Annotated in this window: 13 protein-coding genes; 6 read left to right on the forward strand and 7 right to left on the reverse strand. The window is 61.3% G+C overall.

All coding sequences use genetic code 11. The features are described from left to right. Nucleotides 1–28: 28 nt before the first annotated feature. From ACEN93_RS15595 to ACEN93_RS15610, 4 genes are all read right to left on the reverse strand, one after another. Complete coding sequence (locus tag ACEN93_RS15595; protein ID WP_495610238.1) at nucleotides 29–2,026, reverse strand: acyltransferase family protein; 1,998 nt, start codon at nucleotides 2,024–2,026, stop codon at nucleotides 29–31. Nucleotides 2,027–2,197: 171 nt separating this feature from the next. Further along, a complete protein-coding gene (rho, locus tag ACEN93_RS15600; protein WP_011336486.1) occupies nucleotides 2,198–3,457 on the reverse strand; it encodes a transcription termination factor Rho in 1,260 nt (419 codons plus the stop codon). Nucleotides 3,458–3,705: 248 nt separating this feature from the next. After that, a complete protein-coding gene (trxA, locus tag ACEN93_RS15605) occupies nucleotides 3,706–4,035 on the reverse strand; it encodes a thioredoxin TrxA (protein WP_003206727.1) in 330 nt (109 codons plus the stop codon). A gap of 120 nt (nucleotides 4,036–4,155) precedes the next feature. Then, entirely contained in the window at nucleotides 4,156–4,863 is a 708-nt protein-coding gene (locus ACEN93_RS15610) for a FadR/GntR family transcriptional regulator (protein WP_007951828.1), read from the reverse strand. A gap of 256 nt (nucleotides 4,864–5,119) precedes the next feature. Between ACEN93_RS15610 and ACEN93_RS15615 the strand changes: the two genes are divergently transcribed. The 5 genes from ACEN93_RS15615 (at nucleotide 5,120) to ppx (ending at nucleotide 9,743) form a co-directional block, all read left to right on the forward strand. Continuing rightward, nucleotides 5,120–5,905 carry a transporter substrate-binding domain-containing protein gene (locus tag ACEN93_RS15615; RefSeq protein ID WP_074690049.1) on the forward strand — a complete coding sequence of 262 codons (786 nt, stop codon included), beginning with the start codon at nucleotides 5,120–5,122 and terminating at the stop codon, nucleotides 5,903–5,905. Between the two features lie 21 nt (nucleotides 5,906–5,926). Next, the gene (locus ACEN93_RS15620; protein WP_495610239.1) at nucleotides 5,927–6,607 is read left to right on the forward strand and encodes an amino acid ABC transporter permease; all 681 of its coding nucleotides are present in this window, start codon (nucleotides 5,927–5,929) and stop codon (nucleotides 6,605–6,607) included. Beyond that, nucleotides 6,604–7,254 carry an amino acid ABC transporter permease gene (locus tag ACEN93_RS15625; protein WP_007951832.1) on the forward strand — a complete coding sequence of 217 codons (651 nt, stop codon included), beginning with the start codon at nucleotides 6,604–6,606 and terminating at the stop codon, nucleotides 7,252–7,254. Before ACEN93_RS15620 ends, ACEN93_RS15625 begins: the two co-directional genes overlap by 4 nt. Then, on the forward strand, nucleotides 7,241–7,978 hold the full coding sequence (locus tag ACEN93_RS15630; RefSeq protein ID WP_039765325.1) for an amino acid ABC transporter ATP-binding protein: 738 nt from the start codon (nucleotides 7,241–7,243) through the stop codon (nucleotides 7,976–7,978). The genes ACEN93_RS15625 and ACEN93_RS15630 overlap by 14 nt, the downstream gene beginning before the upstream one ends. Nucleotides 7,979–8,240: 262 nt before the next feature. After that, entirely contained in the window at nucleotides 8,241–9,743 is a 1,503-nt protein-coding gene (gene ppx, locus ACEN93_RS15635) for an exopolyphosphatase (RefSeq protein ID WP_039765323.1), read from the forward strand. A gap of 66 nt (nucleotides 9,744–9,809) precedes the next feature. On the opposite strand, the gene ppk1 is transcribed toward ppx, so the two are convergent. Both ppk1 and hemB read right to left on the reverse strand, forming a co-directional pair. Beyond that, nucleotides 9,810–12,035 (reverse strand): polyphosphate kinase 1, encoded by a 2,226-nt coding sequence (ppk1, locus tag ACEN93_RS15640; protein ID WP_039765322.1) that lies wholly within the window; start codon nucleotides 12,033–12,035, stop codon nucleotides 9,810–9,812. 18 nt (nucleotides 12,036–12,053) lie between these two features. Continuing rightward, the gene (hemB, locus tag ACEN93_RS15645; protein WP_007951836.1) at nucleotides 12,054–13,067 is read right to left on the reverse strand and encodes a porphobilinogen synthase; all 1,014 of its coding nucleotides are present in this window, start codon (nucleotides 13,065–13,067) and stop codon (nucleotides 12,054–12,056) included. A gap of 208 nt (nucleotides 13,068–13,275) precedes the next feature. Between hemB and ACEN93_RS15650 the strand changes: the two genes are divergently transcribed. Then, entirely contained in the window at nucleotides 13,276–13,932 is a 657-nt protein-coding gene (locus ACEN93_RS15650; RefSeq protein WP_039765319.1) for a DedA family protein, read from the forward strand. Here ACEN93_RS15650 and ACEN93_RS15655 read toward each other — a convergent pair. Continuing rightward, nucleotides 13,913–15,148, reverse strand: coding sequence for a sterol desaturase family protein (locus tag ACEN93_RS15655; RefSeq protein ID WP_495610240.1), 1,236 nt, complete (start codon nucleotides 15,146–15,148; stop codon nucleotides 13,913–13,915). The genes ACEN93_RS15650 and ACEN93_RS15655 overlap by 20 nt on opposite strands. Nucleotides 15,149–15,215: the final 67 nt, after the last annotated feature.

Consider the following 15,215-nt stretch of genomic DNA (forward strand, 5'->3'; position numbering starts at 1 on the left):
ATGCCGGTCGCTGGCAGCCCGTCACTGCTTACTTGGCTGCATTCGCCTGACCTTTTCCCAGATTTGCCCTGGCCTGCAGGTCGACAAACAGCGGTTCGAGGATCGGCGCAACGAAACGCGCGCCGACCTCCGACAGGTGATTGTCATCGGTGTACAGCGAATACCCACCGAGCTCGGCACGGCACAGACCGCTTTCATCGCACAGCTTCGGCGCCGGATCGACCACGCGTACCGCCGGGTCTTTCGCCAGATCGGCGAACAGCTGACTGATGAAGGCCTGGCGCTTTTGGTGTTCGGCGACATTCAGCCCGACGTCATCCACCGGACGATCCAGCATCGCCAGTCGCGTCAGACGGTACGGCGGACTGAAAGCCTGCAACGGCGCCTCTTTCACCAGCCAGACCCGATGCCCGCCCGCACGCAATTGCGCCACTCGCGCGCGCAGACCGTCAGCCAGACGCTGCTCGGCGACGGCACGGTCGTAGTGCCCGTCAGGCGTTCTCAAGACATGGCCCAGATCACCTCTGGCATCGCCATAGAGATACAGACTCCAGCGCGCAACCAGCACCACATCACTGACGGTTTGCGGTTTGATTGCCTGCACCACACGTTGGTTGAACCGTGCGCAGCGGGCGTCATGCTCCAGACCTTCCACCGGTATGCACCCCGGCGAACTGGCGAGGATCACACTGACGCCATGGGCTTGCGCACCATCATCGAAGACCGGAATCAACGCCGTGGCATGACTGTCGCCCCAGACCAGCGCTCGCGAAGCCTGGTTCTGCAGACCGTAATGACAGAACAACTTGTCATCCGGGGTCTTGTCGTCCGCCAGACATGCCATCAACTCCGGCCGCCACTCGCGCCCCTTGGCGTATTGCAATGCCTGATCGGACAGGCGCCACGGCAGGCCGTCGGTCCAGCGCAGGGTTTGCCCGGCCAGTCCGATTATCAGCACGCCGAACGCACCGGCGATCAGAATCTGCCGACGTCCGGCCAGCAAGCGCCGCTCGCGGAACGGCGTCTCGACGAATTTCCACGACAGATAACCCAGCACCAGGGTCAGCAGGATCAACCCGGCGCTGTCGAAGGCGCTCGGCTCGTCGACGCTGGCGTAGCTGGAAAACACGAACACCGGCCAGTGCCACAAGTACCAGGAATAGGAAATCAGACCCAGACCTACCATGACCCGACCGCTCAAGAATTGACCTACCCAGGTCTGGCGATGACCGTTGGCCAGGATCAACAGCACCACGCCAAGCACCGGCAGCAATGCGGCCGCACCGGGGAACGGCGTACGTTTGTCGAAACCGAACACCGCCAACAGAATCAGGCCCATGCCGAGCAGGCTCAACAGTTGCGCGGCCATCGGCTTGAGGCGCCAGGCATGCTTCGGTGCGATCGCCAGCATCGCCCCCGCCAGCAGCTCCCATGCGCGCATCGGCAGCAGGAAGAAGGCTTTTTCCGGATGGTGGTGGACCGCCCAGACGCTCAACCCGAATGAAACGAGCAGCACGCCGAACAGCGCCAGCCGCCAGTGCTTCAAGCGGCTCGACATCAGGGTCAGCAATAGCGGGAAGACAATGTAGAACTGCTCCTCTACCGCCAGTGACCAAGTGTGCAGCAGCGGTTTGAGATCCGAGGCGACATCGAAGTAGCCGTCCTGGCGCATGAACAGGATGTTCGAGACAAACAGCACCTGATAGCGCACCGAGCGCCCGAGTTCTTCGTAGTCCTTGGGCGCCATCAGAAACCAGCCCACCGCCAGCACCGCGATGATCATCGCAAACAGCGCCGGCAGGATCCGCCGCGCACGCCGCGACCAGAACTCGACGAAACTGAACCGGCCGGCCTGGCGCTGGTTCCAGATGATCGAGGTGATGAGGTAACCGGAGATCACGAAAAACACGTCCACACCGACAAAACCGCCGGTAAACCCAGGGACGCCAAAATGGAACAGCACCACGGCTATCACCGCGACTGCCCGCAAGCCGTCGATATCCCTTCGATAAGCGAGTGTGCTCATAAATCTTTAATGCCAATCAGATGGTTATTTTTTGTACAGCATCGAACGCTGCTTCTTGTTTTGCCCAGTCACTGACCTTACCAGATCGCAAACCTCCTATCGGCCGGACAAAAAACAGGCAAAAAAATGGCGCCCTCGAAAGGACGCCATTTTCTGAATCAACCGACGATGTTACTTGCGCTTCATCGACAGGAAGAATTCGTCGTTGGTCTTGGTCGTTTTCAGCTTGTCGACCAGGAACTCGATGGCCGCGACTTCGTCCATCGGGTGCAGCAGTTTGCGCAGGATCCACATACGCTGCAGTTCGTCGTCGGCAGTCAGCAGCTCTTCACGACGGGTACCGGACTTGTTGATGTTGATGGCCGGGAACACACGCTTCTCGGCGATACGACGGTCCAGTGGCAGTTCCATGTTGCCGGTGCCCTTGAACTCTTCGTAGATCACTTCATCCATCTTCGAGCCGGTTTCAACCAGCGCGGTGGCGATGATGGTCAGCGAGCCGCCTTCTTCGATGTTTCGCGCGGCGCCGAAGAAACGCTTCGGTTTCTCCAGGGCGTGGGCATCGACACCACCGGTCAGCACCTTGCCGGAGCTCGGGATCACAGTGTTGTAGGCACGGGCCAGACGGGTGATGGAGTCGAGCAGGATCACCACGTCCTTCTTGTGTTCGACCAGGCGCTTGGCCTTCTCGATCACCATTTCAGCCACTTGCACGTGACGGGTCGGTGGCTCGTCGAAAGTCGAGGCAACCACTTCGCCGCGCACGGTGCGCTGCATTTCGGTCACTTCTTCCGGACGCTCGTCGATCAACAGCACGATCAGGTGAACTTCAGGGTTGTTACGGGCGATGTTCGCTGCGATGTTCTGCAGCATGATCGTTTTACCGGCTTTCGGCGGTGCAACGATCAGACCACGCTGGCCTTTGCCGATCGGGGCGCACAGGTCGATCACACGACCGGTCAGGTCTTCGGTGGAACCGTTGCCGGCTTCCATCTTCATGCGCACGGTCGGGAACAGCGGGGTCAGGTTCTCGAAGAGAATCTTGTTTTTCGCGTTCTCAGGACGATCGAAGTTGATCGTGTCGACCTTGAGCAGGGCGAAATAACGCTCGCCTTCCTTCGGAGGGCGGATCTTGCCAACGATGGTGTCACCGGTGCGCAAGTTGAAACGGCGGATCTGGCTCGGCGAGACGTAGATGTCGTCAGGGCCGGCGAGGTAGGAAGCGTCAGCGGAGCGCAGGAAGCCGAAGCCGTCCTGGAGAATCTCCAGCACGCCATCACCGGAGATTTCCTCACCGCTTTTAGCGTGCTTTTTCAGCAGGGAGAAAATCACGTCCTGCTTGCGCGAACGGGCCATATTTTCTATGCCCATCTGTTCGGCCAATTCGAGCAGTTCGGTAATCGGCTTTTGCTTGAGTTCAGTCAGATTCATATAGGAATGACGTAATCATTTATGGAGGGGGGAAATTAAGCTTTTGGCTTAATGAGGCCGCGCCGCGGAGAAGGCGACAGGATCGCGTACTTATTCGAAAGGAAGTGCGTCGGCGACGGCTAGCAGGGGGCAGTGGAGAAACCAGTGCGGGGCCGAATGTACCACCTGAGTTTCGGAGCGTCTAGCCCTGAATACGCAAAAAGCCCCGCAATTTGCGGGGCTTTTTGAGGACAACTTTACCGCGACGCTTAGATGTTGGCGTCGAGGAAAGCAGCCAGTTGCGACTTCGACAGAGCGCCGACCTTGGTCGCTTCCACGTTGCCGTTCTTGAACAGCATCAGGGTCGGAATACCACGTACGCCGTGCTTGGCAGGGGTTTCCTGGTTTTCGTCGATGTTCAGTTTGGCAACGGTCAGCTTGCCTTTGTAAGTCTCTGCAATCTCGTCCAGAACCGGAGCGATCATTTTGCAAGGGCCGCACCATTCAGCCCAGTAGTCGACCAGGACAGCGCCTTCGGCCTTGAGTACGTCGGCTTCGAAGCTAGCGTCGCTAACGTGTTTGATCAGATCGCTGCTCATGGAATTCTCCAGGTTGTAAGCAAAAAAACGTGGCCCATCATAGCCGCCCTTCCCTTGTTCAGGAAGCCGCAGATGATTGAGTCTTGCTATGGCACTCGATGAGTTTGGGTATAGCTCAAGTCACGCGCTGGCGGGGGCGATGAAGGAAATTCCGGTACGCAGGGCCGCATTGCGCACGTGCTCCTGCATGGCCTTCTGCGCGGCAGCGGAGGCCCGGCGGGCCAGGGCGCGGAGGATCTTGCGGTGTTCCTGCCAGGTTTCCATGGCCCGTTCGGCGCGGATGAACGGTAGTTTCTGGCTCTCCAGAAAGATGTCGGCGCTGGCGGTGAGGATGCTCAGCATCGCCTGATTGCCGCTGGCCAGCAGGATCCGCCGGTGGAATTCGAAATCCAGTTTCGCCGCTGCCTCGAAGTCGCCGGCGCGCAGTTGCTCGCGCATGGCGGCGACGTTGTCTTCCAGTTCGTCCAGATCAAACGTGCTCAACGTCACCGCCGCCAGACCGGCCGCAAACCCTTCCAGCGCATAGCGCAACTGAAAGATTTCCAGCGGCGAAGCCTGGGCGGCGAACGGCCAGGCCGGTGCGCCCTCGCCACGAGGCAACTCGACCGGCGCCTGCACGAACACGCCTTTGCCCGGCTGAATGCTGACCACACCCAGCGCACTCAAGGACGACAACGCCTCACGCAACGAGGCGCGGCTGACGCCCAGCTGAACCGCCAGATCCCGTTGCGAGGGCAGCGCATCGCCGGGGCCGAAGCCCTGCTCGGTAATCAGTTTGCGGATCGCTTGCAGCGCCACTTCGGGTACGGCGCGGGAGATCGAGTTCATGGTTTTCCAGACGGACCAGGCCAAGGTGCGGCCAGTTGTAAAGCTATTCGAGGCATCAGGCAAGTCGTGCCCCAGCGGGGTTCGACGGTGCGCGTCGATGCGCTATCGCAGTGCGAAATCCGACCTGACTGTTCAGACCAGTAAGACCGAACAAACCCGCCAAACCCGTGGCTTTGCGACGCCGAACCCCTGTCTTGGCACGGCCCGTGCTCTGTCCGAACGCAGAATTCACTTCCCGCCGATCCGGAGATTGTCCATGACGAAGCGTTACAGCGCCCTCCTCGCCGCCCTGTTTGCCGGTCTGATGCTGAGCCAGACCCCCGCCCATGCCGACGGTCTGGATGACGTGGTCAAACGCGGCACCTTGAAAGTTGCCGTGCCCCAGGACTTCCCGCCGTTCGGTTCGGTCGGCCCGGACATGAAGCCGCGCGGCCTCGATATCGACACCGCGAAACTGCTGGCCGAGCAGCTCAAGGTCAAACTCGAACTGACCCCGGTCAACAGCACCAACCGCATCCCGTTCCTGACCACCGGCAAGGTCGACCTGGTGATTTCCAGCCTCGGCAAGAACCCCGAGCGCGAGAAGGTCATCGATTTCTCCCGCGCCTATGCGCCGTTCTACCTCGCCGTGTTCGGCCCGCCGGACGCAGCGGTCAGCACCCTCGACGATCTCAAGGGCAAAACCATCAGCGTCACCCGTGGTGCCATCGAAGACATCGAGCTGACCAAGGTCGCCCCAGAAGGCGTGACCATCAAACGCTTCGAAGACAACAACTCGACCATCGCCGCCTACCTCGCAGGTCAGGTCGACCTGATCGCCAGTGGCAACGTGGTAATGGTCGCGATCAGTGAAAAGAACCCCAAACGCGTCCCCGCGCTGAAAGTGAAGCTCAAGGATTCGCCGGTCTACGTCGGCGTGAACAAGAACGAGCCGGCGCTGCTGGGCAAGGTCAACGAGATCCTGACCACCGCCAAGGCTGACGGCGCGCTGGAAAAGAACGCGCAGACCTGGCTCAAAGAGCCGCTGCCGGCCGACCTCTGACCGGCGACGCGGGAGACTTTCATGGCCTATCAGTTCGATTTTTTGCCGGTGGTGGAAAACACCGACCTGCTCTTGCGCGGGGCGCTGTTCACCCTTGAGCTGACGGCCATCGGCACACTCTTCGGGGTTGGCGTTGGCATCGTCGGGGCGCTGGTGCGGGCGTGGAACATCCGCCCGTTCTCGGCGATCTTCGGCGTATATGTGGAGTTGATCCGCAACACGCCGTTTCTGGTGCAGCTGTTCTTCATCTTCTTCGGCCTGCCGTCCCTCGGCGTGCAGATTTCCGAGTGGCAGGCGGCGGTGCTGGCGATGGTGATCAACCTCGGTGCGTACTCGACCGAAATCATCCGCGCCGGTATCCAGGCGATTCCGCGCGGGCAGCTGGAAGCCGCAGCGGCATTGGCGATGAGCCGTTTCGAAGCGTTCCGCCACGTGGTGCTGTTGCCGGCGCTGGGCAAGGTCTGGCCGGCGCTGAGCAGCCAGATCATCATCGTCATGCTCGGTTCGGCGGTGTGTTCGCAGATTGCCACCGAAGAATTGAGCTTCGCCGCCAACTTCATTCAGTCGCGCAACTTCCGCGCCTTTGAAACCTACGCCCTGACCACCCTCATCTATCTGTGCATGGCGCTGCTGATCCGTCAGCTGTTGAACTGGCTCGGCCGGCGCTACCTGTCGAAAAGCAGCGCAAGGAGCAGCCAATGAGCGACTTCACGTTCTGGGACATCCTGCGTAATCTGCTGACCGGCCTGCAATGGACACTGGCGCTGTCGCTGGTGGCGTTCATCGGTGGCGGGATTGTCGGGTTGCTGATCCTGATCATGCGCATCTCGAAGAACCCGCTGCCCAGCAGCATCGCCCGCACCTGGATCGAACTGTTTCAGGGCACGCCGCTGTTGATGCAGCTGTTTCTGGTGTTCTTCGGCGTGGCGCTGGCCGGGGTGGAAATTTCGCCGTGGATGGCGGCGGCGATTGCCCTGACGCTGTTTACCAGCGCCTATCTGGCGGAGATCTGGCGCGGCTGCGTGGAGGCGATTCCCAATGGTCAGTGGGAGGCTTCGTCGAGCCTGGCGCTGAATCCGCTGGAGCAACTGCGCTACGTGATCCTGCCGCAGGCGCTGCGAATTGCCGTGGCGCCGACCGTGGGTTTCTCGGTGCAAGTGGTCAAGGGCACCGCCGTGACCTCGATCATCGGCTTCACCGAGCTGACCAAGACCGGCGGCATGCTCGCCAACGCCACCTTCGAACCGTTCATGGTCTACGGCCTCGTCGCCCTGGGCTACTTCCTGCTCTGCTACCCCCTGTCCCTCAGTGCGCGCTACCTGGAAAGGAGACTGCATGCCTCTGCTTAGAATTTCTGCCCTGCATAAATATTACGGCGATCACCACGTGCTCAAAGGCATCGACCTGAGCGTCGAGGAAGGCCAGGTGGTGGCAATCATCGGCCGCAGCGGCTCGGGCAAGTCCACCCTGCTGCGCACCCTCAACGGTCTGGAATCGATCAACGACGGCGTGATCGAAGTCGACGGCGAATACCTCGACGCCGCCCGCGCCGACCTGCGCAGCCTGCGGCAGAAAGTCGGGATGGTGTTCCAGCAGTTCAATCTGTTTCCGCACCTGACCGTCGGCGAGAACGTGATGCTCGCGCCGCAGGTGGTGCAGAAAGTGCCCAAGGCCAAGGCACAAGAACTGGCGCGGCAGATGCTGGAGCGCGTCGGCCTGGGCGAGAAGTTCGACGCGTTCCCGGAACGCCTCTCGGGCGGCCAGCAACAACGCGTGGCGATTGCCCGGGCGCTGGCGATGTCGCCGAAGGTGCTGCTGTGCGACGAGATCACCTCGGCGCTGGACCCCGAGCTGGTCAACGAAGTGCTCAGCGTGGTCCGCCAGCTCGCGAAGGAAGGCATGACGCTGATCATGGTCACCCACGAAATGCGCTTCGCCCGGGAGGTCGGGGACAAACTGGTGTTCATGCATCAGGGCAAGGTGCACGAGATGGGGGATCCGAAAGTGCTGTTTGCCGATCCGCAGACGCCGGAGCTGGCGAACTTTATTGGCACCGTGGAAGCGACTGCCTGAAACAGCCTGCTACCCGATCGTTCCCACGTCGAGGCGTCGAACCGTCCGCGTGGGAATGCAGCCCGGGACGCTCCGCGTCCCAAAAGCGGACGCAGAGCGTCCGTTGAGGCATTCCCACGCAGAGCGTGGGAACGATCAGCATCGTTGAGTGCGCAACGGTCCCTGGCTTTTATGCGCAGGATCAAGGGTTTGAACCATGCGCGTTGGCGGCAGCGTTTGATCGTGGCACGATGTCGGGGTTATCGACCGAGACCCCCAGACCATGCCGCAATCCCAAGCCAAGAATCTGTCCCTGATCGCCGCGATCGACCTGGGCTCCAACAGCTTCCATATGGTCGTGGCCAAGGCCCAGAACGGCGAAATCCGTATTCTCGAACGGCTCGGAGAAAAAGTTCAGCTGGCCGCCGGCATCGACGATGAGCGTCAGCTCAACGAAGAATCCATGCAGCGCGGGCTCGACTGCCTCAAGCGCTTTGCCCAACTGATCAACGGCATGCCGCTGGGCGCCGTGCGGATCGTCGGCACCAACGCCCTGCGCGAGGCGCGCAACCGTGGCGAATTCATCCGTCGCGCCGAAGAAATCCTCGGCCATCCGGTGGAAGTCATCTCCGGCCGTGAAGAGGCCCGCCTGATCTACCTCGGCGTGTCCCACACCCTCGCCGACACCCCGGGCAAACGCCTGGTCGCCGACATCGGCGGCGGCAGTACCGAATTCATCATCGGCCAGCGTTTCGAACCGCTGCTGCGCGAAAGCCTGCAAATGGGCTGCGTGAGCTTCACCCAACGCTACTTCAAGGACGGCAAGATCACCCCGGCCCGCTACGCCCAGGCGTACACGGCGGCGCGCCTGGAAATCATGAGCATCGAACACGCCCTGCATCGCCTGACCTGGGATGAAGCCATTGGCTCCTCGGGCACCATCCGCGCCATTGGTCTGGCGCTGAAGGCCGGCGGTCATGGCACCGGCGAGGTGAATGCCGAAGGCCTGGCGTGGCTCAAGCGCCGTCTGTTCAAGCTCGGCGATGTCGACAAGATCGATTTCGAAGGCATCAAGCCGGATCGTCGGGCGATCTTCCCGGCCGGTCTGGCGATTCTCGAAGCGATCTTCGACGCCCTCGAACTGCAACGAATGGATCACTGCGAAGGCGCGCTGCGTGAAGGCGTGCTCTACGACCTGCTCGGCCGACATCACCACGAAGACGTGCGCGAACGCACCCTGACCTCGCTGATGGAGCGCTACCACGTCGATCAGGAACAGGCCGCACGGGTCGAGCGCAAAGCCTTGCACGCCTTCGATCAAGTGGCCGTGGATTGGGAGCTGGACGACGGCATCTGGCGCGAACTGCTGGGCTGGGCGGCGAAAGTGCACGAAGTCGGGCTCGACATCGCGCACTATCACTACCACAAGCACGGCGCCTACCTGATCGAACACTCGGACCTCGCCGGGTTCTCCCGCGAAGACCAACAAATGCTCGCCCTGCTGGTGCGTGGCCACCGCCGCAACATCCCCAAGGACAAGTTCGCCGAGTTCGGCGACGACGGCGACAAGCTGATCCGCCTGTGCGTGCTGCTGCGTTTCGCCATCCTGTTCCACCACATCCGTGGCACCCAGGCGATGCCGCAAGTGACGCTGCATGCAAATGGCAACCACCTCGACGTGGAATTCCCGGAGAACTGGCTGGATGAAAACCAGCTGACCCAGGCGGATTTCGGGCTTGAGGCCGAGTGGCTGACGCGGGTCGGGATTGTCCTGACCGTTCATTGAGTAACGGGCAGGCACAAAAAAGGCGATCCGGATGGATCGCCTTTTTTATAGCTATGAAACCTGCGGTCAGCTGCTCACCGGCAGAATCGGGCTGCCCAACCGCTCCAGCAAAGTCGCCTGCGCACTGCGCGGGTTCTGGTTGCCGGTCGGCGTGTTGCGGATGTAGCGGCCGTCCGATTGCAGGCTCCAGCTGTGGGTGTTGTCGGTCAGGTACAGCTCCAGCTCTTTCTTGACCCGGGTCAGCAACTTCTTGCCTTCCACCGGGAAGCAGGTCTCGACGCGCTTGTCGAGGTTGCGCTCCATCCAGTCGGCGCTGGAGAGGAACATCTGCTCCTCGCCACCGTTGAGGAAGTAGAACACCCGGGTGTGCTCAAGGAAGCGGCCGATGATCGAGCGCACGTGGATGTTGTGCGAAACCCCGGCGATGCCCGGACGCAGGCAGCACATGCCGCGCACCACCAGATCGATGCGCACGCCGGACTGGCTGGCCTTGTACAACGCGCGGATGATCTTCGGATCGGTCAGCGAGTTGAACTTGGCGATGATGTGCGCCGGTTTGCCGTCGAGCGCAAATTGCGTCTCGCGGGTGATCATGTCGAGCATGCCCTTCTTCAGGGTGAACGGCGCATGCAGCAGCTTCTTCATGCGCAGCGTCTTGCCCATGCCGATCAACTGGCTGAAGAGTTTGCCGACGTCTTCGCACAAGGCATCGTCGGAGGTCAGCAGGCTGTAGTCGGTGTACAGGCGGGCGTTGCCGGCGTGGTAGTTACCGGTGCCGAGGTGCGCGTAACGCACGATCTCTCCCTGCTCGCGGCGCAGGATCAGCATCATCTTGGCGTGGGTCTTGAAGCCGACCACGCCGTAGATCACCACCGCGCCCGCCGCTTGCAGGCGGCTGGCCAGTTGCAGGTTGGATTCTTCGTCGAAGCGCGCACGCAGCTCGATGACCGCCGTCACTTCCTTGCCATTACGCGCGGCGTCCACCAGCGCATCGACGATTTCCGAGTTGGCGCCGGAGCGGTACAGGGTCTGGCGCACGGCGAGGACGTGCGGGTCCTTGGCGGCCTGGCGCAGCAGGTCGACCACCGGGGTGAACGACTCGAACGGGTGCAGCAGCAGGATGTCCTGCTTGCTGATCACGCTGAAAATGTTTTCGCTGTTCTGCAGCAGTTTCGGGATCTGCGGCGTGAACGGCGTGTATTGCAGCTCAGGATGGCTGTCCAGACCGGTGATGCTGAACAGACGCGTCAGGTTCACCGGGCCGTTGACCTGATACAGCTCGGTCTCGCTCAGGTTGAACTGCTTGAGCAGGTAGTCCGACAGGTGTTTCGGGCAGGTGTCGGCGACTTCCAGGCGCACGGCATCACCGTAACGGCGGGAGAACAACTCGCCACGCAGGGCGCGGGCCAGGTCTTCGACGTCTTCGGAGTCGAGCGCCAGGTCGGCGTTTCGAGTCAGACGGAACTGGTAGCAGCCTTTAACCTTCATGCCCTGGAACAGGTCATCGGCGTGGGCGTGGATCATCGACGACAGGAACACATAGTTGTCGCCAGGGCCGCCGACTTCTTCCGGCACCTTGATGATTCGCGGCAACAGGCGCGGTGCCGGGATGATCGCCAGACCGGAATCGCGACCGAAGGCGTCGATACCTTCGAGCTCGACGATGAAGTTCAGGCTTTTGTTCACCAGCAACGGGAACGGGTGCGTCGGGTCGAGGCCGATCGGAGTGATGATCGGCGCGATCTCGTCGCGGAAATAGCGGCGGACCCAGGTTTTGATCTTGGTCGTCCAGTGGCGACGACGGATGAAACGCACCTGATGCTTTTCCAGCTCCGGGAGCAGGATGTCGTTGAGGATCGCGTACTGGCGATCTACGTGACCGTGCACCAGCTCGCTGATCCGGGCCAGGGCCTGATGCGGTTGCAGGCCGTCGGCGCCGGCCTGTTCACGGGCGAAGGTGATCTGTTTCTTGAGGCCGGCGACGCGGATTTCGAAGAATTCGTCGAGGTTGCTGGAGAAGATCAGCAGGAACTTCAGCCGCTCCAGCAACGGGTAGGACTCGTCCAGCGCCTGTTCCAGCACGCGGATGTTGAACTGCAGTTGCGACAATTCACGGTGGATGTACAGGCTGCTGTCATCCAGGCCGGGAATCGCGATCGCCGGAACCGCCGCGGCAGGCTCGGTTGCCGGCGCGGGTGGCGCAGGCTCCAGTTCCGGCGGGGTTTCGGTAATCTGCTCGACCACGGGTTGAGCTTCTTTTACGGCAACTTCAGTGAGTCCTTCGGTATTCATCGAATGTTCCTGGGAGGGCTATTTCTGCTCTCGTAACAATTGAGCGGCACGGACAGCAAAGTAAGTCAGGATGCCATCAGCGCCGGCACGTTTAAAGGCGGTCAGGGATTCGAGGATCACGCCTTCGCTCAACCAGCCATTCTGGATCGCCGCCATGTGCATGGCGTATTCGCCGCTGACCTGATAGACGAAGGTCGGCACTTTGAAGGCATCTTTTACCCGGAACAAAATGTCCAGGTACGGCATGCCGGGTTTGACCATGACCATGTCCGCGCCTTCAGACAAGTCCGCACCCACTTCGTGCAGCGCTTCGTCGCTGTTGGCCGGGTCCATCTGATAGGAGGCCTTGTTCGCCTTGCCCAGGTTCGCGGCCGAACCCACCGCATCGCGGAACGGGCCGTAATAGGCACTGGCGTACTTGGCCGAGTAGGCCATGATCCGCACATTGACGTGACCGGCCAGCTCCAGCGCTTCGCGGATGGCCTGGATGCGGCCGTCCATCATGTCCGACGGGGCAACCACCTGGGCGCCCGCAGCAGCATGGGACAAGGCTTGCTTGACCAGTGCATCGACGGTGATGTCGTTCTGCACATAGCCTTCTTCATCGAGAATGCCGTCCTGACCGTGAGTGGTGAACGGGTCGAGGGCGACGTCGGTGATCACGCCCAGCTCGGGGAATCGGTCACGCAGGGCGCGAGTGGCGCGCTGGGCGATACCTTCGGGATTCCACGCTTCGGCGGCATCGAGGGATTTGAGTTCGGGCGGGGTAACCGGAAACAGTGCCAGCGCCGGAATCCCCAGCTCGACCCATTTGGCGGCTTCTTCAAGCAGCAGGTCGATGGTCAGGCGCTCGACACCCGGCATCGAGGCCACGGCTTCGCGGCGGTTTTCACCGTCGAGGACGAACACCGGCAGGATCAGGTCATCGACCGTCAGCACATTCTCACGTACCAGCCGCCGGGAAAAATCATCACGGCGATTGCGACGCAGGCGGGTGGCAGGGAACAGACGGTTGGCTGGGGTAAAGCTCACGGCAGACTCCTGAGCCCGCGCAAACGGGCGAGCGTGACAGTTATAGATGGCCATTATGACGGTCGTATGACAGTTATGTGCACCCCTGCGACAGGTAGTCGCTTTCCATTGTCCGTGTAGGAAATGTTCACGTCGAGACACATTTCGACACTTTCCTGAATGTGTCCGAAGGGTTAGGCTGCGCGTTCATTTCGCCAGCACCCAGACAATGCTCCAACAATTTCTGCATGACTTCGGCTACTTTGCCCTGTTTCTCGGGACGTTTTTCGAAGGCGAAACCATCCTGGTGCTCGCGGGCTTCCTCGCGTTCCGTGAATACATGGACATCAAACTGGTGGTGGTCGTGGCGTTCTTCGGCAGCTATGCCGGCGATCAGCTGTGGTACTTCCTGGGCCGCAAGCACGGGCGCAAGCTGCTGGCGCGCAAGCCGCGCTGGCAGATGATGGGCGACCGCGCGCTGGAACACATCCGCAAGCACCCGGACATCTGGGTCTTGAGCTTTCGCTTCGTGTACGGCCTGCGCACGGTGATGCCGGTGGCAATCGGCCTCTCGGGCTATCCGCCGGGACGTTATCTGCTACTCAACGGTATCGGCGCCGCGATCTGGGCCACCGCCCTGGCCGCCGCTGCTTACCATTTCGGCGCCGTGCTCGAAGGCATGCTCGGCAGCATCAAGAAGTATGAGTTGTGGGTGCTGGGCGCGCTGCTGGTGCTCGGCCTGGGCCTATGGCTGCGCCGCCGGTTCAAGAATGCCCGGCTGGCGAAAAAGGTTTACGAGGAAGAACAGGCCGAGCTGCTGGCCAAGGCCGAACGGCACAAAGCCGAAATGACCAACACCGCCGATCCTAAGACGCCAGCCGAGTAAGTCGCTGGCGACAGCCATACAGCCCGATGCCGCTGAGCAGGCTGTAACTGAGCAGGCCGACCCATATCCCCGGGCTGGCCGGCCAGAGTCCGACCAGCGGCGCCAGCCACACCAGCGGCAGGTTCGATGCCAGCCGCAACACTTCAAGCTTCGCCGCCCACGGGCAATTCTCCAGGGCCACGCCCAACACGAACAAACCGAACGCCACCGCGCCCCAGCCGAGCAGCAATGCTCCGGTGGGCAGACTGTGTTCCAGATTCATCAGATAACTGCCCAGCGCCACATACACGCCGAACTGCAACCCCACGTACCACTGCTGACGGCTGTCCAGCGGCACTTCGAATTTGCGGAACTGACTCAGGTCCGGCTTGTTCATCGGGTACTTCGCCGCAACGTCCGCCGGACGCCAGCCGGTGCGCATGAACCAGATCCTGATCTTGTCCCACACGCGTTCCGCCCGGCGCGCGTCATCCCATAGCTGCGCGTAAAACTGCAGGTTGGCCCACAACGGATTCCAGCTCGCCAGCGGCGTGGTCACGCCGAAAATCACCGGCTCGTTGTCGTCCTCCTCCTGGAAGGAGCCGAACAGTCGGTCCCAAATAATGAACACCCCGCCGTAGTTGCGATCCATGTAGAGAGCGTTCTGTGCATGGTGGGCCCGATGGTTGGACGGCGTGACGAAGCACCACTCGAACCAGCCGAGCTTGGGAATGTGCCGGGTATGGACCCAGAACTGATACAGCAGATTCAGCGCCGCAACGCTGACGAACACCAGCAGCGGCACCCCGAGCACGGCCATCGGCAGGTAGAAGATCCAGCTCAGCAGGAACCCGGTGCTGGTCTGGCGCAAGGCCGTGGAAAGGTTGTAGTCCTCGCTCTGGTGATGCACCGAATGCGCCGCCCAGAGAATGTTCCGTTCATGGCCCATGCGATGCAGCCAGTAATAGCAGAAGTCATAGAAGACAAAGGCAAACACCCAGACCCAGACGCTGTCCGCAGGCAACCTGACCAGCGCCAGATGCTCCAGGGCAAACGCATAGGTCACCAGGCCCACGCCCTTGGTCAACAGACCAGTGGTGGTCGACAACACCCCGGTGCTGATGCTGTTCACCGCATCGGCCAGGCGATAGTTGCTCACCCTGCGCCAGCGGTCGGCGATGAGCTCCGCCGCAATCAACACGAAGAAAAACGGTACCGCATACAGGATGAAGTTCATGACGCGCCCTGGTCGGAATCTGTAGCTCAGATCCTAGGTGTAGCCGCGGCTTGATCCTATGGCAACG

This window comes from Pseudomonas sp. Pseusp21, from assembly GCF_059492145.1.